The sequence below is a fragment of the Streptomyces subrutilus genome, from assembly GCF_001746425.1.
Classification (GTDB): domain Bacteria; phylum Actinomycetota; class Actinomycetes; order Streptomycetales; family Streptomycetaceae; genus Streptomyces; species Streptomyces subrutilus_A.
The window spans coordinates 6,044,499-6,069,757 of record NZ_MEHK01000001.1 but is presented as its reverse complement, the minus strand read 5'-3'; the positions used below and the strand labels follow the sequence as shown (position 1 = coordinate 6,069,757).

Below are 25,259 nucleotides of genomic sequence, written 5' to 3'. Positions count from 1 at the left end.
ACGGCTCGCGGCTCAGCGGGCGGCGGCCACCGCCGTCGCCGGGAACAGGTCCTGGAACGGGCCGGCGGAGTCGAAGCCGTCCCGCCCGTAGGGGGCGTCGAAGCTCCACACCATGAACAGCAGGAACACGATCAGTGCGCTGAACAGCCCGGCCAGCAGCAGTTCCCGCCCGGAGCGGCGGATCTGCAGGGTGAAGATCAGTCCGACCGTGACCACTCCGCCGACGAGCAGTCCGAACCACACCACGCCCGGCAGCGTGGACTCCGAGCTCTGGGTGCGCGAATGGCGGGCGTCGTCCGCCGCGGCGATGTGGTCCAGCAGCGGCTGGTAGGCCTGCGCCTGGAGTTCGGTGGCCGGGCTCTGGTGGGTGACGTCGCTGCGCAGCTTGCCGAGCAGCTGCCCGCCCTCGGCCGAGGCGCTCTCGCCGGAGGTCAGCAGCGGCCAGTCCACCGCGACCGTGTGGGAGACGTACGCGTCCACCTCGCCGCGGATCCGGTCGCGGACGGCGGCCGGGTAGACGTCGGCACGCTGGGTGACCTCGTACAGCGCCTGGGCCTCGCGGCGGACGCTGTCCTCGGCGGCGCCGCGCGCCTCCCAGACGCCCGCGATGGCCAGGCCGAGCACGATCGCGTAGACCACGCCCACCATCATGGTCATGTACTCGATGACATCGGGGGGTTCGCTGGTGTCCTCGTCGTCGGCGGCCCGGCGGTGCCGGATCAGGGTGATGGTGAGGACGAGGGCGCAGACGAGCGCCATGGCGATGGCCAGGACCAGCCATTCGGACACGTGGATTCTCCCGGGGTGGATCGTGGGCGGTTCGGTGGGTGGAGCTGGAGCGGCGGGCGGATCGGGCGGCGGATCGGGGGCGAGGACGTGCGGTGCGGGCGGCGGTCAGCCGCGGCTCCTGGAGCGGGGGCGCAGGGCGGCGGCCGCCAGCACGGCCGGGGTCGTGACCACGACCATGAGCATCAGCGTCGACATCCCGCCGGGGCCGCGCCGCTCCAAGGCGACAGAGCGGTACGGACGCACGTGGAAGGCGCTCGCGGGCGCGGCGGCGGCCTTGGGCCGGGGCGGGGCGGGTGCGTCCGCCCGGACCTGTCCGGGACCGGGTTCGGGATCCGGCGCGGGCACCGGCGGCTCCGTCCCCCCGGCCCGGGCCTCCGCGGAGGGCTCCGCCGCAACCGGCGGCCGCGGCACCCCGGGCGGCCGCGCCGGAGCGGGCCGCTCCGGGGGCGCGGGCGCGGGCCGTTCGGGGGACCGCCCCGGGTGGTGCACGGTGGGCCGCTCGGCGCCGGGTACCCCCGGCCGTACCGAGGGCGGCCGGAACACGGGCCGCCCCGGTTCACCGCCCGGCACGCACAGGTCGACCCGGGCGCCGCGGCCGTGCCCGTCGCCCGCGACCGCCACATGGCCGTGCAGCGGGCACAGGGCCGCCACCAGGCCCGCCCCGGCGAGGTACTGCCAAGCGGTCACCGCGTGTCCTCCCGATTCCGCAGCCCGGATGAGCTTCCTGAATGTTCATGAGGGCTACGGCTGAAGAAACGATCACGGCCCCGCTTCGACACGCGGCGGACCGGACGAGATCGCCGCCGGGCGGATCGGACCGGGTTCGGCGCGTCACGTCATGAATACGACAATCCCAGCGCAGGATGCTCCCGTGGACACGGACGTCATCACCGTCGGCGCCGAGCCGACCGCCCCCGGGGCGGTGCCGGCATGAGCACCGCGCACGAGGACCTGTCTCCGGGGGTGCGCCGGATCGTCCTGGACGCGGGCGGCACGGCCCTGTCCGCCCTGCTCTGCGAACCGGCCGGGGGCCCGGCGCGGGCCACGGTGGTCGCGGTGCACGGGGCGGGCATGAGCGCCGGCTACTTCGACAGCCAGGCCCTGCCCGACTTCTCCCTGCTCACCCTGGGCGCCCGCCTCGGGTACACGGTCGTGGCCGTGGACCGGCCGGGCTACGGCCGGTCGGCCGCCGCCCTCCCCGAGGGACAGGCGGTCGCCGAGCAGGCGGCCACCCTCGCCGCGGCGGTGAGCGACTTCGGCGCCCGGTACCCGACCGGAGCCGGCGTCTTCCTGCTGGCCCACTCCTTCGGCGGCAAGGTCGCGCTGCTCACCGCCGCCGACCACGCCCCGCCCGACCTGCTCGGCATGGAGATCTCCGGATGCGGCCACCGCTACGCGCCGGACGCCTTCAGCGGAAGGGGCGCCTCCAGAGGCGGGCGGCGCAGCTGGGGGCCGTTGCGCCTCTACCCGCCGAGCACCTTCGCCACCTGCGGCTCGATCATCGCCCCCGTCCCGCCCCGCGAGCAGGCGGACATCGTCCGCTGGCCCGAGGTCTTCCGGAGCGCCGCGGGCCGCGTCCGCGTGCCCGTACGGTTCACGTTCGCCGAGCACGAGCCCTGGTGGCGCTACGACCGCGACGCGCTCGCCGAGCTGAGGTCCCGGCTGACCGGCGCCCCCCGGGTGCACATCGACCGGCAGCCGGAGGCCGGGCACAACATCAGCCTGGGCTACGCGGCCCGCGCCTACCACCTGCGCTGCCTCGGCTTCTTCGAGGACTGCCTGGTGCGGGGAACCGTCACCTACCCGCCGCTGGACCCGGACGGCGACCCGGAGCGGGCGGCCGTCACCGCCTGACGGGCGCGCGGCGCACGCCCCGGCCGCCGGGTACGCCGGAGGGGCGCGACCACGGCTGGTCGCGCCCCTCCGGTCGGTCGGTCGGGGGTCAGCCCGCTTCGCTGCCGCCGAACCGCTCGCGGTAGGACTCCAGGTCCTCCTCGGTGACCCGCGCGAAGAGCACCGGCGGCACGGTGAACGGCGTGCCGGCCGGCACCGCGTCCAGGGACCTGGCCTGCTCCGGGGTGATCCAGGTGGCCGTGTCCCCGGCGAGCTCGAAGGAGGAGCGCATGGCGCGCGCCGAGGCCGGGATGAACGGCTCGGAGACCACCGAGTAGAGGTGGATCAGGTTCATGGCGGTGCGCAGGGTGAGCGCCGCGCCCTCCAGGTCGGTCTTGACCTCCAGCCAGGGGGCCTTCTCGTCCAGGTAGGCGTTGCCGGCCGACCACAGGGCGCGCAGCGCGGCCGCCGCCTTGCGGTACTGGAGGGACTCCATGTGGCCCTCGTACTCGGCCAGCAGCTCGGCGATCTGCTCGCCCAGCTTGGCCTCGACCTCGCCGGCGGGGCTGCCGGCGGGAACCTCGTCGCCGAACTTCTTGCGGGAGAAGGTCAGTACGCGGTTGACGAAGTTGCCGAGGGTGCCGCCGAGGTCCTTGTTGACCGTGGCGGCGAAGTGCTCCCAGGTGAAGGACGAGTCGTCGGACTCGGGCGCGTTGGCGATGAGGAAGTAGCGCCAGAAGTCGGCCGGGAGGATCTCCAGCGCCTGGTCGGTGAAGACGCCGCGCTTCTGCGAGGTGGAGAACTTGCCGCCGTAGTACGTCAGCCAGTTGAAGGCCTTGACGTAGTCGACCTTCTTCCACGGCTCGCGGGTGGCCAGTTCGGTGGCGGGGAACATCACCGTGTGGAACGGGACGTTGTCCTTGGCCATGAACTGCGTGTAGCGGACGTCCTCGGCCTCGTACCACCACGACTTGTAGTCGCGGTTCGCCGGGTCCAGGTCCGACCACTCCTTCGTCGCGCCGATGTACTCGATCGGGGCGTCGAACCAGACGTAGAAGACCTTGCCCTCGGCGGCCAGCTCCGGCCAGGTGTCGGCCGGGACGGGGACGCCCCAGTCGAGGTCGCGGGTGATGGCGCGGTCGTGCAGGCCCTCGGTCAGCCACTTGCGGGCGATGGAGGAGGCGAGCTGCGGCCACTCCTCCTCGTGCTCGCAGACCCAGGCCTCGACCTCGTGCTGGAGGTTGGACTGGAGGAGGAAGAGGTGCTTGGTCTCGCGGACCTCCAGCTCGGTGGAGCCGGAGATCGCCGAGCGGGGCTCGATCAGGTCCGTGGGGTCGAGGACGCGGGTGCAGTTCTCGCACTGGTCGCCGCGGGCCTTGTCGTAGCCGCAGTGCGGGCAGGTGCCCTCGACGTAGCGGTCCGGCAGGAAGCGGCCGTCGACCGGCGAGTAGACCTGCCGGATCGCGCGCTCCTCGATGAAGCCGTTCTCCTGGAGCCTGCGCGCGAAGTGCTGGGTGATCTCGCGGTTCTGCACGGAGGAGCTGCGGCCGAAGTAGTCGAAGGACAGCTCGAAGCCGTCGTAGACCGCCTTCTGGGCGTCGTGGGCCTGCGCGCAGAACTCGGCGACCGAGAGGCCGGCCTCCTTGGCGGCGAGTTCGGCGGGGGTGCCGTGCTCGTCGGTGGCGCAGATGTAGAGGACGTCGTGGCCGCGCTGGCGGAGGTACCGGGAGTACACATCCGCCGGAAGCATCGACCCGACCATGTTGCCCAGGTGCTTGATCCCGTTGATATAGGGAAGCGCGCTGGTGATCAGGTGTCGAGCCATCCTCGGATGCTCCATTTCGTCTGTGCGGTACAACGTGACGTGACGGATTGTGAGTGCGGTTCATCGTATCGAACCGCCGAAAGGCCCCGCGCCGCATTTGTTCTGGGTGGACGTAACGCAAAAGCGAGGGTGGTGACCTCTGCGTCACGGCCCTCGCAATGGCGCCCATGCTACAGCGGGTCGGCCGGGCGCCCGACCGGCGGGCCCGGACGTCCCGTCAGCCGGCGCCACGGCCGACCGCCGGGCCGGCCACGGAGGGCGTCCGGCGGGCATCCGCGGGCCGGGGCGGTCCGTGCTCGTCACGCGTCGTGCGCCGCCATCTGCGACCGGCATATGCATACGCGCTGGTTGAACGCCTGCGTGATCGCCATCGATCACGAATCGATCATCACCGAACGTAATATTTCCAGGTTTCTTCTCTGCGCCCTCCGAGTGCGCCCGCGCTGATTTCCTGGTGCGCGGGCACAGGGGATGAGGTGGAGCGGTGAGTGATGGCGGACCGGAGGAGTCCGGTGGGGCCGTGGGACTGCCGAGCCGGCGCCGGCGGCCGACGCCCATGAGCCAGTGGGATCCGACGGCGCGCCTGTCGTACTGGGCCTTCCACGCCAACCGGCGGCCGGCCTACATGCGCTTCGCGTATCTGCAGCTGGGCTCCGACGAGGCGGCCGAGGAAGCGGTGGACGCCGCCTTCGACTCGATCATGGCCGAATGGCTCCGCATGCTCCACATGGACCGGCTGGACGCCTACGCGTGGACCGTGCTCAAGCGGTGCCTGGACGAACGCCAGCACCGGCGCCACCCTTGGCAGCCGCACCGGCCCGAACCGATGGACATCAGCGCCTTCGAGGCCGCCCTCAAGGAGGCCCACGCCGACCGGTACGAGGTGCTGGCCGACGCCATCCGCTTCTACTCCGCCGTCTCCCGGCTGGCCGAGCGGCAGCGCGACGCGGTACTGCTGCGGTACGGGCTCCAGTGCTCCCCCGGCGAGGCCGCCGCCGTGATGGGCGTCGACGAGGCCACGGTCCGCTCCTACCTCGGCCAAGCCCACCGGCGCCTCGCCCGGCTGCTCGACACCTCCGTGGACGCCGCCGGCCCAGCCGAATCCGCCGAATCATGAGGCCCTACGAACGCCGGCGACCGCAGGACGGCGAACAGACCCCCCGCTCCCTGGCCGAGTTCCTCGCCCGGGCGGGCGTCCGCAACCGCTATCCGCACTACGACCTGGGCGCGGCCGAGGCCCGGCTGCTGCGCGCGACCCCGCACGCGCCCGCCACCGGGCACCGCGCCCGCCGGCGGTCGGTGTTCGGCTGGAGCGACCCCGCGCGGGACTGCCCGCTCGACTCCGAGCGCGCCCGGCGCGACCTCAAGGCCGCCTGCCTGGCCTCCGTGTGCGGGCCGAAGGCCGAGGAGCAGCTCGGCTCCTTCCTCTCCAGCGGGCACACCGACCTGGCCGGCGCGGTCGTCTTCGGCTGTCTCCTGCACCTGGCCGGGCTGCGCGAAGGCGCCCGGTTCTGGTGGCAGTTCGCCGCCGGCTCGGGCCATGCGCGGACCGCCCCGGCCGCGTACTGCCTCTTCCTCGACCACTCCCGGCGCGGCGAACACCACGACGCCCGGCTGTGGGCGCGCGACCTGGGCCGCCGCGGCTTCCGGCCGGGCGGGCGGCGGGACCTGCGGGAGGTGCGGCTGTGCGCCCAGGCCGCGGTCCTGCGGTACGTGGACCAGTTGGACGATCCCGACCTGGGCCCGGTGCCGCTGCCCAGGGCCGGGCTGCCCGACGTACTGGCCGCGTTCCGGCCGCCGACGGCCCTGGTCACGGCCACCCCGGCGGGCGCCTGCGCCCCGGCGGTCGGCCCGGCGTCGGCGGGGTCGGCCGCGCCGCCGTCCGGGATCACGCCGGCGGGGGTGACCGAGCCGGCCCTCGCGGCCGGCCCGCTGCGCCACCCGGCGCTGACGGCCGCGGCGCGCGGGACCGTCGTCCAGGCCGGGACCGGCGAGGCCCTGGCGGAGGCCCGGCGCGCGCTGGCCGTGGTACGGGTCCTGGAGCAGCACCCCCTGGGCGTGCGGGCCCCCCGCCTCGCACGGGCGTCGGGCCTCACCGGGCAGGAGCTCGGCCCGCTGCTGTCGATGCTGTGCGAGGAGGAGTACGCGTACCGCCCGGCCGCGGGGGTGTACGCGCGCGGACCGGCCCTGGACCGGCTCGGGGCCCCCGGCGGCCACGGTCTGGCGGGCCAGCTCCAGCGCACCCTGTCCCTGGCCCGGGACAGCGCGGGGGCCGCCGTCTACCTCAGCCGGTACGCGGAGGGCGAGGTCCGGATCACGCAGATGGCGGACGGGCCCGGCACGCCGCCGGTCCGGGAGTGGGTGGACTTCCGGGCCGCCGCCCACGCCAGCGCCGTCGGCAAGTGCCTGCTGACCCAGCTCGACCACGACCGCCGCGCCGACCACGTGGCCCGGCACCGCCCGGCGCGGCTCACCCCGCGCACGATCACGGACAGCCGGGCCCTGTTCAGCGCCCTGGACTCGGTGGCACCCGGCGCGCCCGTCTTCGACCTGCTCGAGTACTCCCCCGGCGTGGTCTGCTCGGCGATCCCGATCGCCACCGGCGACGCCGCCGGGAGCCTCGCGCTCTCGCTGCCCGCGGCCCATGCGCACCGGCTGGCCCAGGCCACGGCGGCGCTGCGCCGCAAGGCCGTGCCGGTGCTGCTCGCGCTGCTCCTGTCGGGCGCGATCCCCCCCGAGGGCCCGGCCGCCCCGTCCGGCACCGGGGCCCTGCCCGCGGCTGGTGTTCCGGATACCCCGGACGCCTCGGGCACTGAGCCGTCGGACGCGCCGCGCCGGACGGAGCCGGGGCGGGCCCCGCTCACCCCGGAGACCCTGCGCCATCTCCGGCGCATGTTCCGCACCCCGCTGACCGGGACGACCGGCTCCCCCGCCGGCCCCCACCTGGTCAGCGACACCTCCTCCGCGGCGGCGTACCTCTTCGAGGCCCTCCCGGACACGGGCGGTCCCTGTCTGTCCCTGCCGCACACCTTCACCCAGGTCGCCCCGGGCACCCTGGCCACCCCCACGGGACTGGTGGTCCTGGGCCCGTGACCGCGGGCCCGGCCCCGGGGCTGAGGACAACGAAAAGGACCCCGCCGGAGCGGGGTCCTTCTTTTGTGTCCGAGGGGGGACTTGAACCCCCACGCCCGATAAAGGGCACTAGCACCTCAAGCTAGCGCGTCTGCCATTCCGCCACCCGGACCAGGTGGTCGGCCCCGGTTTCCCGCGGCGACATGGACAACAATAGCAAAGGATCCGCAGGGCTCCGACCACTTATCCGAGCGGCCGCCGCCCGCCACGCCGTGCTGACCTGCACGCATGCGTCGGCGGACATAACGAGACGGCGCGTCTCGACCGGGTCACGGGCAGCGGATGACCTGGCCCGCGTAGGAGAGGTTCCCGCCGAAGCCGAAGAGGAGCACGGGGGCGCCGGTGGCGATCTCGCCGCGCTGCACCAGCTTGGACAGGGCCATCGGGATGCTGGCGGCCGAGGTGTTGCCGGAGTCGACGACATCGCGGGCGACGACGGCGTTGACGGCGCCGATCCTCGCGGCGAGCGGCTCGATGATCCGCAGGTTCGCCTGGTGCAGCACGACCGCGGCCAGGTCCTCCGGGAGGACCCCGGCCTTCTCGCACACCTTGCGGGCGAGCGGCGGGAGCCGGCTGGTGGTCCAGCGGTATACGGACTGGCCCTCCTGCGCGAAGACCGGCGGCGAGCCCTCGATGCGGACGGCGTTGCCCATCTCGGGGACCGAACCCCACAGCACCGGGCCGATGCCCGGCTCCGCGGCGGCCTCGACGACGGCCGCGCCGGCGCCGTCGCCGGTGAGCACGCAGGTCGAGCGGTCGTTCCAGTCGGTGATCTCGGTCATCTTGTCGGCGCCGATGACCAGGGCGCGGGAGGCGGAGCCGGCCCGGATGGCGTGGTCGGCGGTGGCCAGGGCGTGCGTGAAGCCCGAGCAGACGACGTTGATGTCCATCACGGCGGGGCTGGCGCCCATGCCCAGCTTCGCGGCGACGCGCGCGGCCATGTTGGGCGACCGGTCGATGGCGGTGGAGGTGGCGACCAGTACCAGGTCGATGTCGTCCGGGGTGAGGCCGGCGCCGGCCAGGGCCTTGCCCGCCGCCTGGTAGGCCAGCTCGTCCACCGGTTCGTCCGGACCCGCGACGTGGCGCGTCTTGATGCCCACCCGGGACCGGATCCACTCGTCGGTGGTGTCGACCATGGCCGCGAGGTCCTCGTTGGTGAGCACTTTCGCGGGCTGGTAGTGCCCTAGCGCCACCACGCGTGAACCGGTCATGGGCGGGGTCCCCCCTCGTACGGAAGTCAGGATCACCCAGCTTCGCCTGCTACTGGTGGGTACGTGTGCGTGTGACCCGACAGGATTCCGGTGCCGGAATTTGGAGATTCCCGAGGATCCGGCAGCCGGGAGCGGTGCGGGAAGCGGAACGGCGACAATGAGGTTGTCGGACAGGGGCAGGAAGCGCGGGCAAGAACCGAAGGGGTGGGCTGATCGCCATGGGACGGGTCACGGAGCGCCGTCGCGTCGTGCGGATCCGGAACGGCGTGGCGGGGGTCCGTCCGGACACGCTGGTCGCCGAGGAGCCGCTGGAGATACGGCTGAACGGCAAGCCGCTGGCGATCACGATGCGCACCCCGGGGGACGATTTCGCCCTCGCGGTGGGCTTCCTGGTGAGCGAGGGCGTGCTCGCGGGAGCCTCGGACGTGCGGGCCGTCACCTATTGCGAGGGGGCGGCCGAGGACGGCACCAACACGTACAACGTGGTCAATGTGCAGCTGGCGGCGGGGGTTCCGGTGCCGGACATCACGCTGGAGCGGAACGTCTACACCACCTCCTCCTGCGGCCTGTGCGGCAAGGCAAGCCTGGACGCGGTGCGTACGGCGACCCGCTTCCCGGCGGCCGGCGCCGACCCCGTACGGGTCTGCGCGGACGTCCTGTGCGCGCTGCCGGACCGGCTGCGCGCGGCCCAGAAGGTCTTCGACCGCACGGGCGGGCTGCACGCGGCCGGCCTGTTCTCGGCGGGCGGGGAGCTGCTGGACCTGCGCGAGGACGTGGGCCGGCACAACGCGGTGGACAAGATCGTCGGGCGGGCGCTCCAGGCCGGCGGCCTGCCGCTGGCCGGCTCGATCCTGCTGGTGTCGGGCCGGGCCTCCTTCGAGCTCGCCCAGAAGGCCGTGATGGCGGGCATCCCGATCCTGGCGGCGGTCTCGGCCCCGTCCTCCCTGGCGGTGGACCTGGCCCTGGAATCGGGCCTGACCCTGGTCGGCTTCCTGCGGGGACCGGACATGAACATCTACGCGGGCGAGGAGCGCATCACGCTGTGACCCCCGGGGCTCGGCAGCAGCTGCCCCGCGGCTGCCCCGTGCGCGTTCGCCGAGGTCTCAACGCCCGCGCCGGCCGCGGCGGGTGGCGCGCGCGGCCGGGGCCGGGGCCGGCGGCGTGATGCGGTGCAGGTCCAGGGTGGGCGGGACCGGCGTGGTGCCGGGGCCGCCCGCTTCGGCCCAGGCGATGATCTCGTCGGTGGCGGTGTCGTCCAGGGCCCAGCCGAACCAGGCCGCGCGGGCGCCGCGGCGGCGGGCCTCGGTGGTGGGCTGGACCACGATCACGTTGGCCTGGGCGCAGGGGCCGAGGCATTCGCTCGTACGGACGGCCAGGCGGCCCCCGGAGGCGGCCGCGGCCTCGCGCAGCCGGGCGAGCTGCCCGGCATGGTCGGTCCCGGGGTTCTTGCGGGGGTCTCCGCAGCAGCAGCCGCGGCAGACCACCAGGGTGCAGGGGCGTTCGGCGTGGGCGCCGTTCGGGCGTATCCAGGTCACCACCGAACGTTATCGGGCCCGACCCGTGGGCTGTTGGGGCGGGGGCGAGACCTCCGCCACAGGTTCAGCGGCGGGTTCGGGGGCCACCGGGTCGGCGGCGCGGCGGCGGGCGAGGACGGCGCAGACCATCAGCTGCATCTGGTGGAACAGCATCAGCGGGAGCACGGCGAGGCCGGCCTGCGCCCCGAACAGCACGCTGGCCATGGGGAGTCCGGCGGCGAGGCTCTTCTTCGAACCGGCGAACTGGATGGCGATGCGGTCCTCCCGGCCGAAGCCCAGGCGCTTGGCCCCGTACCAGGTGACGAGCAGCATGACGGCGAGCAGGACGGCCTCGACCCCCACCAGGGCGCCCAGGCGCAGGACGCTCACCTGGTGCCAGATCCCGGCCGCCATGCCCGCGCTGAAGGCGGCGTAGACGACGAGCAGGATCGAGCCGCGGTCGACGTGGCCGAGGACCGGCCGGTGGCGTACGAGGAAGCCGCCGACCCAGCGGCGCAGGAACTGCCCCAGGAGGAAGGGCAGCAGGAGCTGGAGGACGATCTTGAGGACGGAGTCCGGGGAGAAGCCGCCCGCGTCGTTGGCGAGCAGACCCGCGGCGAGGAGGGGGGTCAGGAGGATGCCGGCCAGGCTGGAGAAGGAGCCGGCGCAGATCGCGGCCGGGACGTTGCCGCGGGCGATCGAGGTGAAGGCGATGGAGGACTGGATGGTCGACGGGACCAGGCAGAGGAAGAGCAGGCCGCTGTAGAGGGGCGGGGTGAGCACGCCGGGCACCAGGGCCCGGGCGGCGACACCGAGGAGGGGGAAGAGGAGGAAGGTGCCGGCGAGCACGGTGAGGTGCAGCCGCCAGTGGCGCAGGCCGTCGAAGGCCTCGCGGGTGGAGAGCCGGGCGCCGTAGAGGAAGAAGAGCAGGGCCACGGCGGCGGTGGAGGCCCCGTCGGCGACGGTGGCGGCCGTGCCGCGGGCGGGGAACAGCGCGGCGAGGCCGACGGTACCGAGGAGCGCCAGGATGTACGCGTCCAGCGGCAGCCAGGCGGGGAGGTGCGGGCGGCGCATGTGCGGGTGCTCACTTGCTCTCGGGAGTGGTCTCCTCCTCATGGTCGGGGCTGAGCGGTGATCGGGAAACCTGCACACGGCGCTGACTGCCATCACGGTTCGTGATGGCCGCGGCTAGCATGGGCGGTATGTACGACCCGGTCCAGCTGCGTACGTTCCTCACGGTGGCGCAGACGCTCAGCTTCACCCAGGCCGCCGGGCGGCTCGGCGTACGGCAGTCCACGGTCAGCCAGCACGTGCGGCGGCTGGAGGAGGCGACGGGGCGGCCGCTGTTCCTGCGGGACACGCACAGCGTGGAGCTGACGGAGGACGGCGAGGCGCTGCTGGGCTTCGCGCGCACGATCCTCGAGGCGCACGAGCGGGCGGCGGCCTTCTTCACGGGGACCCGGCTGCGGGGGCGGCTTCGGTTCGGGGCCTCGGAGGACTTCGTGCTGACGAGGCTGCCGGAGATCCTGGAGGGGTTCCGGCACCAGCATCCGGAGGTGGACCTGGAGCTGTCGGTGGAGCTGTCGGGCACGCTGCACGAGCGGTTGGACGCGGGGCTCCTCGACCTGGTGCTGGCCAAGCGGCGGGGGCCTGGCGACGAGCGCGGCCGGCTGGTGTGGCGCGACCGGATGGTGTGGATCGGGGCGGAGGGACTGCGGGTGGATCCGGAGCGCCCGGTGCCGCTGATCGTCTTCCCGCCCCCGGGGATCACCCGGGCACGGGCCCTGGAGGTGCTGGAGCGGGAGGGGCGGCCGTGGCGGGTCGCCTGCACGAGCGGCAGCCTGAGCGGGCTGATCGCGGCGGCCCGGGCGGGACTGGGCGTGATGGCCCACGCCCGGGGGCTGATCCCGCCGGGGCTGGTCCGCGTCGGCGGGCTGCCCGAGCTGGGGCCGGTGGAGTTCGCGCTGCTGCGCGGCGCCCGCGTCCCGGCCGCCGCCGAGGCCCTGGCCTCGGCGATCCTCTCGGGGGCGGACCGCCTCAGCCGCACGGCCTGACCGGGCGCTGAACACCGCTGAGGAGGTCTTGTGGAGGTGTGCGCGGGCTGATCAACTGCCGTCCGGCGTGGGGTACCGTCGCCGCGCCGCACGGAGAGGAGCGGGGCCTTGCGCGAGTTCACCGTCCCACCCGTCATCACGGGCGCGCCCGTCGGCGGTCTGGCCGACACCGTCTTCCAGCATGCGCACGAGGAACCGGGCCGGGTGGTGCTCGGCCGCAAGACCGGCGGTGTCTGGCGGGACGTGACCTCCGGGGAGCTGGCCGCCGAGGTGCTGGCGCTCGCCAAGGGACTGCTGGCCCAGGGGGTGCGGTTCGGAGACCGGGTCGCCGTCATGTCCCGTACCCGTTACGAGTGGACGCTCTTCGACTTCGCGCTGTGGGCGATCGGCGCCCAGCCGGTGCCCGTCTATCCGACCTCCTCCGCCGAGCAGGTGCGGTGGATCCTGGCCGACTCGCGGTGCACGGCCTGCGTGGTCGAGAACGAGGACCAGGCCATGACGGTGGGCTCGGTCGTCGACGGGCTCCCCGAGCTGCGGCTGCTGTGGCAGCTCGACGCGGGGGCCGTGGACGCGCTCGTCGCCGACGGGCGCGGGGTCTCCGAGGACGTGGTGCACCGCCACCGCGGGGCGGTGACCCCGGACGCGGTCGCCACCGTCATCTACACCTCGGGGACCACCGGGCGGCCCAAGGGGTGCGTGCTCACCCATGCCAACTTCATGTTCGAGGCCGACACGATGGCCGGCCACTGGGAGTCCGTCTTCCAGGCGAGCCCGGGCGAGCAGCCGTCCACCCTGCTCTTCCTGCCGCTGGCGCACGTCTTCGGGCGGATGGTGGAGGTGGCCGCCGTCCGGGCGCGGGTCAAGCTCGGACACCAGCCCGTGCTGACGGCGGCCGAGCTGCTGCCGGGCCTCGCGGCGTTCCGGCCGACCTTCGTGCTCGGGGTTCCGTACGTCTTCGAGAAGGTCTTCGCGGCCGCCCGCCGCAAGGCGGAGGCCGAGGGGCGCACGGGCCCCTTCGACCGGGCCGTGGAGACGGCCGTGCGGTACGCGGAGGCGCGCGAGCAGCAGGCCTTCGGCATCGGGCCGGGCCCTTCCGCGGGGCTGCGGGTGGAGCACCAGGTGTTCGAGAAGCTGGTGTACGGCAAGGTCCGCGCGGCGATGGGCGGCCGGGTGCGGCACGCCATGTCGGGCGGGTCCGCGATGTCGCGCCGCCTGGGGCTGTTCTTCGAGGGCGCCGGGATCACGATCTTCGAGGGGTACGGGCTGACCGAGTCGAGCGCGGCGGCCACGGCGAACCCGCCGGGGGCGACCAAGTACGGCACGGTGGGCCCGCCGATCCCCGGCTGCACGGTGCACATCGCGGCCGACGGGGAGGTCTGGCTGCACGGCGGGCACGTCTTCTCCGGCTACCTCAACGACCCGCGCGGTACGCAGGAGGTGCTGCGCGGCGGCTGGCTGGCGACCGGGGACCTGGGCCGGCTGGACGAGGACGGCTACCTCACCATCACGGGCCGCAAGAAGGAGATCCTGGTGACCTCCAACGGCAAGAGCGTGCAGCCGGCCGCGCTGGAGGAGCGGGTCCGCTCGCATCCGCTGGTGGCCCAGTGCGTGCTGGTGGGCAATGACCGGCCCTACATCGCGGCCCTGATCACCCTGGATCCGGAGGGGATCGCGCACTGGCTGTCGATGCGCGGGCTGCCGCAGCGGCCGGCGGCGGAGCTGGTGCACGACACGGACCTGTCGGCGGAGGTGCGGCGGGCGGTGGTGGCGGCCAACACCCTGGTCTCGCAGGCGGAGGCGATCCGCACCTTCCGGGTGCTGCCCGAGCAGTTCAGCGAGGAACGGGGGCTGCTGACCCCGTCGCTGAAACTCAAGCGGCGGGCGATCGAGAAGGCGTACGCCATGGAGGTCGCGGCGCTGTACCAGTCGTGAGCAGGCCGGCTCCGGTACGGCGGAACCCAAGCTACTCGTTCTGACGCTCCGTCATATCACCCCTGCCGCCGATATTGACGATGCGTCAGGTCGCGCACAGAATGCGGGGATTCCGACCGAGGGGATCCCCAGATGTTGCGACCGATCCGCACCCTTGCCGCCGCGGCAGCAGCCCTCGCCCTCGTCTCCGCCTGCAACTCCGCCTCCACCAAGGGCGACGGCAGCGGCCGGCCCGGCGACACGCCCGGGGACCGCCGCGGGGTGACCGCCGAGTCGATCAAGGTCGGCGGCATCGTGTCGATGACCAGCGCCAGCGGCTACAGCAAGAAGGACACCGATCTCGGCGCCAAGGCGCGCTACATGAGGGCCAACGCCGAGGGAGGCGTCAACGGCCGCAAGATCGACTACCTGGGCGCGGAGGACGACGGCCAGGATCCCGCGAAGAACATGGCGGCCGCCCGCAAACTCGTCCAGCAGGACAAGGTCTTCGCGGTCGCCCCCATGAGCTCGGTCACCTTCTCCGGCGCCGACTTCCTGGAACAGGAGAAGGTCCCCACCTTCGGCTGGGGCACCCTGCCCTCCTTCTGCGGGCCCACGTACATCTACGGCTTCAACGGCTGCCTGGTCCCCACCCCCGGCGGCACCATCAACCAGACCTGGCCCGAGGGCATCGGGCAGCTCCTCGGCGGGGCCCGCGGCAAGTCCGTCGCGATCATCGCCAACGACAGCGACGCCGGGAAGTTCGGCATCCGCACCTTCCAACAGGGCTTCGCCAGCGCCGGGTTCACCGTCTCCTACGCCGAGGCCTCCGTCCCCGCAACCGCTCTGCCGAGCGACTGGTCGGCGTACGTGAAGGAGATCCTCGGGAGCAACGGGGGCAAGGCTCCCGACGCCGTGGTCTCCGTCATGCAGACCCCGAACAACATCGGCCTGTTCACCGCGCTCAAGCGCGGCGGTTACAAGGGGCTGCTCTCCGACCCCACCGACTACGACCCGGGCCTGCTCGCCAAGGACGCCACCAAGCAGGCGCTCGACGGGGTGCACGTCCTGCTCCAGTTCGAGCCCTTCGAGTCGGACAACCCGAAGATGGCCCGGTTCAAGGCCGACATCAAGGCCGCGGCGGGCGGCCAGGACGTACCACTGAGCATGCACATGCTGACCGGGTACATGTCGGCCGACCTGTTCGTGTCCATCGCGAAGACGGCGGGCACCGACCTGACCGTCGGGTCCTTCCAGGCCGCCGCGCAGCGCTTCTCCGACACCGGCACGCTCGTCGGCGACCGGGCACTGCCCAAGGGGCAGAAGGACAGCTTCGGCTGCGGGGCGCTCGTACAGCTGAAGAACGGCGCGTACGAGGTCTCCGTCCCGTTCAAGTGCCACGAGCCGATTCCCTTCAAGTAGGGCCGCGGCATGGGAGATCTGCTCGTCTTCGTACTGAGCGGCCTGGTCTCCGGCGCCCTGTACGCGCTGCTCGCCACCGGGCTGGTGCTGTCGTACTCGGCGTCCGGGCTGTTCAACTTCGCGCACGGGGCCACCGCCTACCTGTGCGCGCTCACCTTCTACGAGCTGCACTCCGGCCTGGGCTGGCCGGCGGTCCCCACGGCGCTGCTGGTGGTGTTCGTCCTGGCCCCGGGCCTCGGCTGGGGGCTGGACCGGCTGATGTTCCGGCGGCTCGCGCGGGTGGGCGAGACGGCGCAGATCGTGGCGACCATCGGACTGCTGGTCGCACTGCCGGCGGCCGGGCTGTGGACGGTGGAGCTGCTGGCGGACGCGGGCGCGCCCGTGAAACCCGCCGAGAACCAGTTCGGGCTGCCGGGGGTCGGGCCGAGCCCGGCGAAGTCCTGGCAGCTCACCGAAGGCGTCGGCATCGACTCCGACCAGCTGATCACCTGGGTGGTGACGGCGGTGGTGGCGGTGGCCCTGTGGGTGCTGATGCGGCACACGCGGCTCGGGCTGCTGCTGCGGGCGGCCGTGGACAACCGCTCGCTGACCGAACTGCGCGGGATCAGCGCCGACCGGCTCTCGTCGGTTGCCTGGATGATCGCCTCGGCGCTGGCCGGGCTGGCGGGCGTGCTCGCCACGCCGCTGCTGGGACTGTCCGCGCACGACTTCACCCTGTTCCTGTTCGTCTCGGCGACGGCGGCGGTCATCGGACGGTTCGCGTCCGTGCCGCTCGCCTTCGCGGGCGGGCTGGGGCTGGGGGTCCTGCAGAACCTGGTGGCCGGGTACGCCTCCTTCGCCGAGGGCCTCACCGGCTTTCGCACGGCGGTGCCGTTCCTGATCCTGTTCGCGGGCCTGCTGGTGCTGACGCGCAGGGCGCGGACGGCGGGGGTCGCGGCCGTGGACGCGCCGCCGGTCGACCATCTGGCCGGGGCCCCGTGGGGGCGGCGGTGGGGGGTGTGGGCCGCGGGCGCGGTGGCGCTGGGTGTCGCCTTCTACACCGTGACCAGCCCGTTCTGGAGCGGGCTGCTGGCCCAAGGTCTGGCCATCGGGCTGGTGTTCATGTCCTTCACCGTGGTGACCGGGCTGGGGGCGATGGTTTCGCTGGCCCAGGGCACCTTCGTGACCGGGGCCGCGCTGGTGGCCGGACTGCTGATGAGCCGGGGCTGGCCGTTCGCGGCGGCGCTGGCGGTCGGGACGTGCGTGGCCGCGGTGCTGGGGGCGCTGGTCGCCCTGCCGGCGCTGCGCCTGGGCGGGCGGTCGCTGGCGCTGGCGACCCTGGCGCTGGCGTTCCTCGCCGACCAGGTGCTGTTCCAGCTGCGGTGGCTGCGCAACGGGGACTCCGGATGGGCGATCCCTCGGCCGGTGTTCGGGCCGGTGGACCTGTCCGACGACCGGGCGCTGGGCGTGGCCCTGGTCGTCCTGGTCGCGGTGGTGGCCGCGGGGCTGAGCGCGCTGCGGGGCTCGCCGTCGGGCCGGGCGATGCTGGCCGTCCGGTCGGCGCCCGCGGCGGCGATGGCCTCGGGGGTGTCCGTCCTGCGGACGAAGCTGCTGCTGTTCACGCTGTCGGCGGGGCTGGCCGGGTTCGGAGGCGTGATGTACGCGTCGTTCAACACCCGGATCACGGCCACGGACTTCACGGCGATGACCGGGCTGGTGTGGCTGGCGGTGGTGGTCGCGGCGGGGGTCCGGCGGCCGCAGTACGCGGTGGTCGCGGGGCTGGTGTTCGCCGTCGCTCCGCGGGTGCTGGCGGACTATGTGACGGCGTCGGCGCATGTGCCGGTGATTCTGTTCGGGCTGGCGGGGTTGGCTTTGGCCAACGATCCTGACGGGTATTGCGCGGCCGTGCCGGTGCGGTTGGCGAAGCGGCGGCGGGGCGGGGCCCGTACCCCTGCGGGAACCTGGCCTTCGGGCCCGTCGGGAGCCAGGCCCCCGGACCCCGCGGGGGCTCCGCCTCCGGACCCCCGCGCCTCAAACGCGGGCGGGGCTGCGATTGCCGCGCCCCGGCCCTCCAGCCCACCGGCCGGCGCCCACCAATCCCGGCCCGGCCAAACTCCGGCCCCTCCGTCGCTCGAGGAGCGGGGTCCGGGGCGGAGCCCCGATCCCTCAGCCGCGCCGGCGATCGCGGCGCGGGGCTCGGGGCCGAGCCCCGACCTGTCAGCCGCGCCGGCGATTGAGACGCCGGGGCCAGGGCAGCGCCCCGCACGGGTGCGGCTGGCGCTGCGTGGGGTGTCGGCCGGGTACGACGGCGGGCTCGTGTTGCGCGGGGTGGATCTGGCCGTGCGGGCCGGGGAGATCCTCGCCGTGCTCGGACCCAACGGCGCCGGCAAGAGCACCGCCTGCCGCGTCGCCGCCGGCGCCCTGCGCCCCACCGCCGGAGCGGTGTTCGTGGGCGGCCGCGACGCGACCCGCGAGGACTCCGTGCGCCGGGCCCGGTCCGGAGTGGTGCTCGCCCCCGAGGGCCGGGGGATCTTCCCCGCGCTCACCATCGAGGAGAACCTGGCCCTGTACCTGCGGGACCCGGCCGCCCGCTCCGCCGTCTACGACCGCTTCCCGCGCCTCGCGGAACGCCGCGGGGTGGCCGCCGGGGCCCTGTCCGGCGGGGAGCAGCAGATGCTGGCGCTGGCCCCGCTGCTGCAGCGCCCGCCCGAGGTGCTGATCGCCGACGAGCCCTCGCTCGGGCTCGCCCCGCGCGTGGTCGAGGAGGTGTACGCGCTGCTCACCGAACTCCGCGACGCGGGGACCGCGCTGCTCCTGGTGGAGGAGAAGGCGGCGGAGATCCTCGGGATCGCCGACACCGTGGCCTGCCTCTCCCAGGGCCGGGTGTCCTGGTGCGGACCGCGCACCGAGGTGGAGGCGGACCGGCTCACCGAGGCCTACCTGGGGATGGCGACATGAGCGGCTACGTACTGGAGGCCCGGGGGGTCGGCGTGCGCTTCGGCGGGGTCCGGGCGCTGACCGGCGTGGACCTGGGCGTCCGGGCGGGCGAGGTGTGCGGGCTGATCGGGCCGAACGGGGCCGGGAAGACCACCCTGTTCGACGTCCTGTCCGGTATCCGGCGGCCCGACCAGGGGCGGATGCTGCTGGACGGGGTGGACATCACCCGCCGCTCCCCCGTCTGGCGGGCCCGGCACGGGATGCGGCGGACCTTCCAGCGCCAGCAGTTGTTCGGCCAGCTCAGCGTGGCCGACAACCTGCTGGTCGCGCAGGAGTGGCGGGGCGGCGGGGGCGGGCTGGCCGCCGATCTGGTCGCCTTCCCCGCCCGGCGGTCCCGGGAGCGGGCGCGCCGGGAGCGGGGCGAGCGGGTGCTGGCCGGCTGCGGGATCGGCGCGCTGGGGGCCTCGTACGCCGGCGGGCTGCCCGTCGGGCAGGCCCGGATGGTGGAGCTGGCGCGGGCGGTGGCCGATCCGCCGAGGGTGCTGCTGCTGGACGAGCCGGCGTCCGGGATGTCGGCCCCGGAACGCGAGCGGCTGGCTGCGGTCGTCCGGCGCCTCGCCCGGGAGGAGGGCTGCGCGGTGCTGCTGGTCGAGCACAACGTGGCCTTCGTGATGGACCTGTGCGAGCGGGTGGCCGTACTGGACCTCGGGGCGGTGCTCGCCGAGGGGCCGCCGGGCGAGGTGCGGGCGAATCCGGCCGTGCGGGAGGCGTACCTGGGGACGGCGTGATCCGTTCGCTGGTGGCGGGAATACGTCGTACGAGGGGCCGGTTGTCGCCCCTCGTACGACGCCGTCCATCGACTCGAGGGAACGACCAGACGTGAACCAGGTCCACCAGGTCCCCACCGTCAAGCTCAACAACGGCACGCTGATGCCCCAGCTCGGCTTCGGCGTCTGGCAGGTGCCGGACGAGGAGGCGGAGCGGGCCGTGGCGACCGCGCTGGAGGCGGGCTACCGCAGCATCGACACGGCCGCCGTCTACGGCAACGAGGCCGGTACGGGCAGGGGCCTGGCCGCTTCCGGGGTGGCGCGCGAGGAGCTGTTCGTCACCACGAAGCTGTGGAACGGCCCGAAGCAGCGCTGGAACCGGGACGCCGTGCTGCGCGCTTTCGACGATTCGCTGGGCAAGCTGGGCCTCGACCACGTCGACCTGTACCTGATCCACTGGCCGCGCCCGATGCGCGACGACTTCGTCTCCATCTGGCAGGCGTTCGAGGAGATCGCGGCCGAGGGCCGGGCCAGGGCGGTCGGCGTGTCGAACTTCCGCCCGGCGGACCTGGACCGGCTGGCCGGGGCCAGTGGGCTGGTGCCGGCCGTGAACCAGATCGAGCTGCACCCGCTGTTCCCGCAGGACGAGCTGCGCGCGCTGCACGCCGAGCGCGGGATCACCACGGAGGCCTGGTCGCCGCTGGGCCAGGGCAAGGAGCTGCTGACGCTCCCGGCGGTGGCCGCGATCGCCGCCAAGCACGGTCGCAGCGCCGCGCAGGTGGTGCTGCGCTGGCACCTCGGTCACGGCCACGTCGCGATCCCGAAGTCCGTGACCCCGGCCCGGATCCGGGAGAACCTGGACGTCTTCGGCTTCGAGCTGGACGCCGACGCCGTCGCCGCGCTGGACGCCCTGGGCGCGGGCCCGGCGGCCCGGCGGATCGGTCCGGACCCGGCCGTCTTCGACGTGTGAGCGGGGATCGCGTGAACCTTTCCGAGGGGGTCTACCGGATCCGCAACGTGGGCAGCGGCCTGGTGCTCCAGCTGGAGGGCGCCTCCCGGGTACGGGTCGGCCCCGACGGGCCGCCCGCGCCCGAGGCGGCCCGCCGGTGGCGGATCTCGCCGGTGCACAGCGGCGGCGGGATCTTCCACGTGGTGAGCGAGGACAACGAGCGGCGCCTGGACGTCGCGAACGCCTCCACGGACAGCGGCGCCCGGGTGCAGGTGTGGCGGCCCAACGCCTTCGGTGCGCAGGAGTGGCTCGTCGAGGAGCACCTCGACGCTCCGGGTGTGGTCTCCCTGATCGCGTGCGTCAGCGACCTCCTCCTGGAAGCCGACGACCAGGGCCGCGCCCGCCAGGGCGAGGACACCGACTCCCCGGCCCAGTGGTGGCGCCTGGAACCGGCCTGACCCCGCCCGGGCGGCCCACGACGCGAAAGCCCCGGCGGACGCCGGGCTTTCGCGTCACAGGTGTGTGACGGCTCACACGGCGCCTCCCCGGTGCGGCGAACATGGGCCCATGCGCACACACCGCACCATCGCAGTGCTGGCCTTCGCCGGCGGCCTCGCCCTCACCGGGTGCCAGGAGACGCGGGACCCCGCCGGCGGCGCGCCTGCGGCATCGGCCACGGCGTCCGCTCCCTCCACGGCTCCCGGGGCCTCCGCCCCCGGGACCGCGATTCTCCCCGATCTGGTGGGCAAGGGTCTCCAAGCCGCGCAGGACGAGGCCCAGGCGGCCGGATTCCGCACGCTGAAGTCCCATGACGCCCTGGGGCGCGGACGCCTCCAGGCCATGGACCGGAACTGGAAGGTGTGTTCGCAGGAGCCGAGGGGCGGAGCCGCCGTCTCCACGGACACGTCCGTCGACTTCGGCGCCGTGAAGCTGGAGGAGGCCTGCCCCGCTCAGGACGCGAGTGCTCCGCCCGCGGCCGGCGGGAGCATGCCGGACCTCGCCGGGAAGTCGGTCAAGGTCGCCCGCGGGGCTCTGCCCCCGAACACCGGCATCTCGGTGAAGGACTCCGCCCAGGGGCGGATGGTGCTCCAGGAGTCGAACTGGAAGGTGTGCACGCAGAGCCCGGCGGCCGGGACCCCGCTCGCCGGCCAGCCTGTCGCGTTCACCGCGGTGAAGTTCGAGGAGGCCTGCCCCTGACCCCGTCCGGCCCCAGCTCGCACGGCGGGATGCCAGGACGCGCCGCGGTGCGCCGTCAGCTCGCGCCGTGGGCCGGGGCGAGGGATTCGACGCGCTCGGCGAGGGCGAAGTCGTTCGCCGTCACCACGCCGCCCGCGTCGTGGCTGTTCACCGACAGCCGGACGGTGTTGTAGCCGAGCGTCAGGTCGGAGTGGTGGTTCAACTCCTCCTGCACGGAGGCGATGTGGGCCACCAGGGCGCTCGCCGCGAAGTGCGTGCCCAGCCGGTAGGTGCGGAAGATCCGGTCGTCCTCGAAGGCCCAGCCGGGGAGTTCCCGCAACCGGTCCTCGATCTCCTTCTGTGACAGCGGTTCACTCGGCATCCACCGGCTCCTTTTCCCGTGACGTGGAGTCAAGGTTCCCACAGTGCGCGCCCGAGCGACCCTTTCGCGCCATAGTGCGCTCAGGTGCTTTCCGAGCCTTCCGCGCCCCACCCGGCCCCCCTATGCTCCTGCGCCGGACGTGACCGTTACCAGCGGTAACAAGGGGACGAAGGGCAGTGCCTCAATGGTGAGCACAGGAAGTTCCAGACGTACGTTCATCGCGGGCACCGCCGCCGCCACGGCAGGCGGCGCCCTGGCGGCGGGCCTGGCCGCGGCGCCGACGGCCGCGGCCGCGACGGGCGCGGGTACCGCGGCCGCGCCGAACGGCCGGCGCGTCGCCGTCCTCGGCGGCGGGGTGGCCGGACTGACCGCGGCGCACGAACTCGCCGAGCGCGGCTACGCGGTCACCGTGTACGAACGCCGCGCGCTCGGCGGCAAGGCCCGCAGCATGGACGTGCCCGGCAGCGCCCGGGGCGGCCGCCGCCCGCTGCCCGCCGAGCACGGCTTCCGCTTCATCCCCGGCATCTACCACAACCTGCCGGACACCATGCGCCGCATCCCCTTCCCCGGGAACGCCAACGGGGTGTGGGACAACCTCGTCGCCCCGCGCGAGATGATGTTCGCGCGGGCGGGCGGCCGCGAGGACCTGCGCGGGCCCATCCCCTGGCCGGAGCACTCCCCCGCCGAGCTGACCCCCGAAGAGATCCGGCGCGCCCTCACCGGCATCCTGCAGTCGCTGGTGCGGCTGCCGCCCCACGAGACGGCGTACTTCGTCAACCGCGTGCTGGTCTTCCTCACCAGCTGCGACGAGCGCCGCAACGAGGTCTGGGAGCACACCCCTTGGTGGGACTTCGTCCGCGCGGCGCGGATGTCGAACGAGTACCAGCGGATCCTCGCGGTCGGCATCACCCGCAACATCGTCGCCACCAAGGCGGAGGAGGCCTCCACCCGCACCGTGGGCGCCCTCGGCGAGGCCTTCGTCTTCAACCTGCTGGGCCGCGGCGCGGACGGCCCGCCGGACCGGATCCTCAACCTGCCCACCAACGAGGCGTGGATCGACCCCTGGGAGGCCCATCTGCGCTCGCTCGGCGTGGAGTTCAAGATCGGCTGGACCGTGCGGGAGGTGCAGTACGGGAACGGCCGGGTGAGCGGGGTCGCCGTCATGGACCCGTCCGGCGCGCGGCAGACCGTCACCGCCGACCACTACGTCTCGGCCCTGCCCGTCGAGCACGCCCGGCGCACCTGGAGCGCCGCACTGCGGGCCGCCGATCCGATGCTGGGGCGCTGCGACAGGCTGCAGACCGACTGGATGACGGGGATCCAGTTCTACCTGACGGAACGGGCGCCGCTGGTGCACGGCCACCTCAACTGCATCGACTCCGCCTGGTCGTTGACGGCCATCCAGCAGGCCGAGCACTGGCCCTCCCGGAACTTCCCCGCCGACTACGGCGACGGTGTCGCGGTGGACTGCCTGTCGGTGGACATCTCGGAGTGGGACAAGCCCGGGATCCTGTACGGCAAGACCGCCAAGCAGTGCACCCGGGAGGAGGTGGCGCGCGAGGTGTGGGCCCAGCTGAAGGCCTCCCTCAACGACACCGGGAAGACCCTGCTGAGCGATTCCGCGCTGCACTCGTGGTTCCTGGATCCGGGCGTGGACGGGCTGGGCACTCCGAACCCGACGAACGAGGACGAGCTGCTGATCCACCCGACCGGCACCTTCCACAACCGGCCGAGCGCGGGCACCCGCATCCCCAACTTCTTCCTCAGCGGGGACTACGTGGCGGTCGACATCGACCTGGCGACGATGGAGGGGGCGAACGCCTCCGCGCGTGCGGCCGTCAACGGTCTGCTGGACCGGGACGGTTCACCGGCCGCCCGGTGCACGGTCCGGCCGATGTACCGGGCCCCGGAGGTCGAGCCCGCCAAGCGGCACGACCTGTGGCGCTACCGCCTCGGGCTGCGGAACGTCTTCGATCTGGGCTGACCCGGGCGCCTCCCGGCACGCTCGGCTACCGTCGGGGGCATGACCACCACGAGGCCCGCGGTCGGCGCCCTGCTCCGTACGTGGCGGGAGCGGCGCGGCATCAGCCAGCTGGAGCTGGCGGGCCGCGCCGACTCCTCGTCCCGGCACATCAGCTTCATCGAGACCGGGCGGTCCCGGCCGAGCGAGGAGATGGTGCTGAGGCTCGCGGACCGTCTGGAGGTGCCGGTGCGCGAGCGGAACGCCCTGCTTTTGGCAGCGGGTTACGCCCCGCACTACGCGCAGACCGCGCTGGACCACCCGTCCATGGAGGCGCTGCGCGAGGGGATCGAGCGGCTGCTGACCGGTTACGAGCCCTACCCGGCGCTGGTCGTGGACGCCACGTACGACGTCGTCGCCGCCAACCGGGGCATCCTGATGCTGATGGAGGGGCTGCCGGAGCACCTGCTGGTCCCGCCGCTGAACGCCATGCGGATCACCCTGCACCCCGAAGGGCTGGCCCCGAGGATCCGCAATCTCGCGGCGTGGCGCGGGCATCTGCTGGAGCAGATGGAGCGGCAGATCGCGCTGGCCCGGTCCGAGCCGCTGCGCGCGCTGTACGAGGAGGTCTCGGCCTACGCGGTTCCCGGGCGCCCGGGCGACGAGGCCGCCGCGCCGGAGGAGCCCGTCCCGTACATCGCGCTCCCGCTCGTCATCGAGCACGACGGCCACGTGCTGTCCTTCGTGTCGTCGATCGCGACCTTCAACACGCCGATGGACGTGACCGTCGCCGAGCTGGCGATCGAGACGATGCTCCCGGCCGATCCGGCAACGGTGAAGTACCTGCGCTCACTTGGCGGCTGAGCGCAGGGCGAGCTGCTGGAGCAGCGCGAAGCCGGCGACGACGAGCCCCTGCGCCGGGATCCACACGGCGCCCGCGGCCGTCGGCGAGAACCAGACGGCGAGCGAGACCAGACTCAGGGCCGCCCAGGCGTAGTTGGTCTCGATGACGAGCTTCACCGGCAGGGCGGGCGGCCGCCTGCGCGAGGCCAGCAGGCCCACCGCGGCCCCGTAGGCCACGAGCAGGATCCCGAGGCCCAGCAGCAGCCCCTCCCCGACCCCGAGCAGCCGGCCCAGCGGGGCCGAGAAGGCGACGTACGCCAGCCCGTTGCCGGTGGTGACCAGGGAGTCGAGGGCGAGGAAGCGGCGCAGGGCCGCCTGCGGCTCGGCGGTGCGGGCGATGCTGCCGATCAGGGTCGCGGACATGGGAAGTCAGCCTCCGTCGAAGACGTTTGCGCGGATGGTGGATACGGGCCCCGGAGCCGAGTGCGCGACCCCGGAACCCGATGCCCTCCACTGTGCGGCCCGGCCCCGGCGGGGTCGATTACCCGGGAGGTAAGGGGCGGTCCCGGGCGGTT

At 73.6% G+C, this 25,259-nt stretch carries 21 protein-coding genes, 1 tRNA gene and 1 pseudogene; 14 read left to right on the top strand and 9 right to left on the bottom strand.

Going from position 1 to position 25,259, the window contains the following annotated elements:
- Window positions 1-12: 12 nt before the first annotated feature.
- Together BGK67_RS28020 and BGK67_RS28015 are read right to left on the bottom strand one after the other, a co-directional pair.
- On the bottom strand, window positions 13-789 hold the full coding sequence (locus BGK67_RS28020; protein WP_069922677.1) for a bestrophin-like domain: 777 nt from the start codon (window positions 787-789) through the stop codon (window positions 13-15).
- Between the two features lie 105 nt (window positions 790-894).
- Window positions 895-1,476, bottom strand: a complete 582-nt coding sequence (locus BGK67_RS28015) for a hypothetical protein (protein WP_069922676.1) — start codon at window positions 1,474-1,476, stop codon at window positions 895-897.
- A 243-nt stretch (window positions 1,477-1,719) separates the two neighbouring features.
- On the opposite strand from BGK67_RS28015, the gene BGK67_RS28010 reads away from it, so the two are divergent.
- A complete protein-coding gene (locus tag BGK67_RS28010) occupies window positions 1,720-2,643 on the top strand; it encodes an alpha/beta hydrolase (RefSeq protein WP_069922675.1) in 924 nt (307 codons plus the stop codon).
- 88 nt (window positions 2,644-2,731) lie between these two features.
- Here the strand turns inward: BGK67_RS28010 and metG are convergent, their stop codons facing one another.
- Window positions 2,732-4,447, bottom strand: a complete 1,716-nt coding sequence (metG, locus tag BGK67_RS28005) for a methionine--tRNA ligase (protein WP_069922674.1) — start codon at window positions 4,445-4,447, stop codon at window positions 2,732-2,734.
- 520 nt (window positions 4,448-4,967) lie between these two features.
- Here metG and BGK67_RS28000 point away from each other — a divergent pair.
- Together BGK67_RS28000 and BGK67_RS41250 are read left to right on the top strand one after the other, a co-directional pair.
- Window positions 4,968-5,564, top strand: a complete 597-nt coding sequence (locus BGK67_RS28000) for a sigma factor-like helix-turn-helix DNA-binding protein (protein WP_069922673.1) — start codon at window positions 4,968-4,970, stop codon at window positions 5,562-5,564.
- An 881-nt stretch (window positions 5,565-6,445) separates the two neighbouring features.
- Window positions 6,446-7,165, top strand: a pseudogene (locus tag BGK67_RS41250) (IclR family transcriptional regulator domain-containing protein); the annotation flags it as partial.
- A gap of 441 nt (window positions 7,166-7,606) precedes the next feature.
- On the opposite strand, the gene BGK67_RS27990 reads toward BGK67_RS41250, so the two are convergent.
- Both BGK67_RS27990 and BGK67_RS27985 read right to left on the bottom strand, forming a co-directional pair.
- A tRNA-Leu gene (locus BGK67_RS27990) sits at window positions 7,607-7,691 on the bottom strand.
- Window positions 7,692-7,848: 157 nt separating this feature from the next.
- Window positions 7,849-8,790 carry a beta-ketoacyl-ACP synthase III gene (locus tag BGK67_RS27985; protein ID WP_069922671.1) on the bottom strand — a complete coding sequence of 314 codons (942 nt, stop codon included), beginning with the start codon at window positions 8,788-8,790 and terminating at the stop codon, window positions 7,849-7,851.
- A 218-nt stretch (window positions 8,791-9,008) separates the two neighbouring features.
- Here BGK67_RS27985 and fdhD point away from each other — a divergent pair, with 218 nt between their 5' ends.
- Window positions 9,009-9,836: a formate dehydrogenase accessory sulfurtransferase FdhD gene (gene fdhD / locus BGK67_RS27980; protein ID WP_069922670.1), complete on the top strand. Its 828-nt coding sequence runs from the start codon at window positions 9,009-9,011 to the stop codon at window positions 9,834-9,836.
- A gap of 57 nt (window positions 9,837-9,893) precedes the next feature.
- Here the strand turns inward: fdhD and BGK67_RS27975 are convergent, their stop codons facing one another.
- Together BGK67_RS27975 and BGK67_RS27970 are read right to left on the bottom strand one after the other, a co-directional pair.
- On the bottom strand, window positions 9,894-10,325 hold the full coding sequence (locus BGK67_RS27975) for a hypothetical protein (RefSeq protein ID WP_069922669.1): 432 nt from the start codon (window positions 10,323-10,325) through the stop codon (window positions 9,894-9,896).
- 9 nt (window positions 10,326-10,334) lie between these two features.
- The gene (locus BGK67_RS27970; protein WP_069922668.1) at window positions 10,335-11,378 is read right to left on the bottom strand and encodes a bile acid:sodium symporter family protein; all 1,044 of its coding nucleotides are present in this window, start codon (window positions 11,376-11,378) and stop codon (window positions 10,335-10,337) included.
- Window positions 11,379-11,506: 128 nt separating this feature from the next.
- On the opposite strand from BGK67_RS27970, the gene BGK67_RS27965 reads away from it, so the two are divergent.
- The 8 genes from BGK67_RS27965 to BGK67_RS27930 all read left to right on the top strand — a co-directional run bounded on the left by BGK67_RS27965 (window position 11,507) and on the right by BGK67_RS27930 (window position 21,520).
- Complete coding sequence (locus BGK67_RS27965; RefSeq protein ID WP_069922667.1) at window positions 11,507-12,358, top strand: LysR substrate-binding domain-containing protein; 852 nt, start codon at window positions 11,507-11,509, stop codon at window positions 12,356-12,358.
- A gap of 108 nt (window positions 12,359-12,466) precedes the next feature.
- Window positions 12,467-14,290 carry an AMP-dependent synthetase/ligase gene (locus BGK67_RS27960; protein WP_069922666.1) on the top strand — a complete coding sequence of 608 codons (1,824 nt, stop codon included), beginning with the start codon at window positions 12,467-12,469 and terminating at the stop codon, window positions 14,288-14,290.
- Window positions 14,291-14,422: 132 nt separating this feature from the next.
- Window positions 14,423-15,691 carry an ABC transporter substrate-binding protein gene (locus BGK67_RS27955; protein WP_069922665.1) on the top strand — a complete coding sequence of 423 codons (1,269 nt, stop codon included), beginning with the start codon at window positions 14,423-14,425 and terminating at the stop codon, window positions 15,689-15,691.
- A 9-nt stretch (window positions 15,692-15,700) separates the two neighbouring features.
- The gene (locus tag BGK67_RS27950) at window positions 15,701-18,628 is read left to right on the top strand and encodes an ABC transporter permease subunit (RefSeq protein WP_069922664.1); all 2,928 of its coding nucleotides are present in this window, start codon (window positions 15,701-15,703) and stop codon (window positions 18,626-18,628) included.
- Window positions 18,625-19,395 carry an ABC transporter ATP-binding protein gene (locus BGK67_RS27945; RefSeq protein WP_069922663.1) on the top strand — a complete coding sequence of 257 codons (771 nt, stop codon included), beginning with the start codon at window positions 18,625-18,627 and terminating at the stop codon, window positions 19,393-19,395. The genes BGK67_RS27950 and BGK67_RS27945 overlap by 4 nt, the downstream gene beginning before the upstream one ends.
- Window positions 19,396-19,537: 142 nt before the next feature.
- The gene (locus BGK67_RS27940) at window positions 19,538-20,344 is read left to right on the top strand and encodes an aldo/keto reductase (protein ID WP_069924158.1); all 807 of its coding nucleotides are present in this window, start codon (window positions 19,538-19,540) and stop codon (window positions 20,342-20,344) included.
- 11 nt (window positions 20,345-20,355) lie between these two features.
- Window positions 20,356-20,781: an RICIN domain-containing protein gene (locus tag BGK67_RS27935; protein WP_079154413.1), complete on the top strand. Its 426-nt coding sequence runs from the start codon at window positions 20,356-20,358 to the stop codon at window positions 20,779-20,781.
- A 109-nt stretch (window positions 20,782-20,890) separates the two neighbouring features.
- Window positions 20,891-21,520: a hypothetical protein gene (locus tag BGK67_RS27930; RefSeq protein WP_069922661.1), complete on the top strand. Its 630-nt coding sequence runs from the start codon at window positions 20,891-20,893 to the stop codon at window positions 21,518-21,520.
- A gap of 55 nt (window positions 21,521-21,575) precedes the next feature.
- Here BGK67_RS27930 and BGK67_RS27925 read toward each other — a convergent pair whose 3' ends face one another.
- Entirely contained in the window at window positions 21,576-21,881 is a 306-nt protein-coding gene (locus BGK67_RS27925) for a 4a-hydroxytetrahydrobiopterin dehydratase (protein WP_069922660.1), read from the bottom strand.
- A 184-nt stretch (window positions 21,882-22,065) separates the two neighbouring features.
- On the opposite strand from BGK67_RS27925, the gene BGK67_RS27920 reads away from it, so the two are divergent.
- A complete protein-coding gene (locus BGK67_RS27920; RefSeq protein ID WP_069922659.1) occupies window positions 22,066-23,865 on the top strand; it encodes a hydroxysqualene dehydroxylase in 1,800 nt (599 codons plus the stop codon).
- A 39-nt stretch (window positions 23,866-23,904) separates the two neighbouring features.
- The gene (locus BGK67_RS27915; protein WP_069922658.1) at window positions 23,905-24,705 is read left to right on the top strand and encodes a helix-turn-helix domain-containing protein; all 801 of its coding nucleotides are present in this window, start codon (window positions 23,905-23,907) and stop codon (window positions 24,703-24,705) included.
- On the opposite strand, the gene BGK67_RS27910 is transcribed toward BGK67_RS27915, so the two are convergent.
- Complete coding sequence (locus tag BGK67_RS27910) at window positions 24,691-25,107, bottom strand: hypothetical protein (protein ID WP_069922657.1); 417 nt, start codon at window positions 25,105-25,107, stop codon at window positions 24,691-24,693. The two genes, BGK67_RS27915 and BGK67_RS27910, sit on opposite strands and share 15 nt — an antisense overlap.
- Window positions 25,108-25,259: the final 152 nt, after the last annotated feature.

Coding starts and splice junctions, on each gene's coding strand:
- BGK67_RS28010 (WP_069922675.1), top strand. CDS start 1,720: ATGAGCACCGCGCACGAGGACCTGTCTCCGGGGGTGCGCCGGATCGTC.
- metG (WP_069922674.1), bottom strand. CDS start 4,447: ATGGCTCGACACCTGATCACCAGCGCGCTTCCCTATATCAACGGGATC.
- BGK67_RS27985 (WP_069922671.1), bottom strand. CDS start 8,790: ATGACCGGTTCACGCGTGGTGGCGCTAGGGCACTACCAGCCCGCGAAA.
- fdhD (WP_069922670.1), top strand. CDS start 9,009: ATGGGACGGGTCACGGAGCGCCGTCGCGTCGTGCGGATCCGGAACGGC.
- BGK67_RS27970 (WP_069922668.1), bottom strand. CDS start 11,378: ATGCGCCGCCCGCACCTCCCCGCCTGGCTGCCGCTGGACGCGTACATC.
- BGK67_RS27965 (WP_069922667.1), top strand. CDS start 11,507: ATGTACGACCCGGTCCAGCTGCGTACGTTCCTCACGGTGGCGCAGACG.
- BGK67_RS27955 (WP_069922665.1), top strand. CDS start 14,423: ATGTTGCGACCGATCCGCACCCTTGCCGCCGCGGCAGCAGCCCTCGCC.
- BGK67_RS27950 (WP_069922664.1), top strand. CDS start 15,701: ATGGGAGATCTGCTCGTCTTCGTACTGAGCGGCCTGGTCTCCGGCGCC.
- BGK67_RS27945 (WP_069922663.1), top strand. CDS start 18,625: ATGAGCGGCTACGTACTGGAGGCCCGGGGGGTCGGCGTGCGCTTCGGC.
- BGK67_RS27940 (WP_069924158.1), top strand. CDS start 19,538: ATGCCCCAGCTCGGCTTCGGCGTCTGGCAGGTGCCGGACGAGGAGGCG.
- BGK67_RS27930 (WP_069922661.1), top strand. CDS start 20,891: ATGCGCACACACCGCACCATCGCAGTGCTGGCCTTCGCCGGCGGCCTC.
- BGK67_RS27925 (WP_069922660.1), bottom strand. CDS start 21,881: ATGCCGAGTGAACCGCTGTCACAGAAGGAGATCGAGGACCGGTTGCGG.
- BGK67_RS27920 (WP_069922659.1), top strand. CDS start 22,066: ATGGTGAGCACAGGAAGTTCCAGACGTACGTTCATCGCGGGCACCGCC.
- BGK67_RS27915 (WP_069922658.1), top strand. CDS start 23,905: ATGACCACCACGAGGCCCGCGGTCGGCGCCCTGCTCCGTACGTGGCGG.
- BGK67_RS27910 (WP_069922657.1), bottom strand. CDS start 25,107: ATGTCCGCGACCCTGATCGGCAGCATCGCCCGCACCGCCGAGCCGCAG.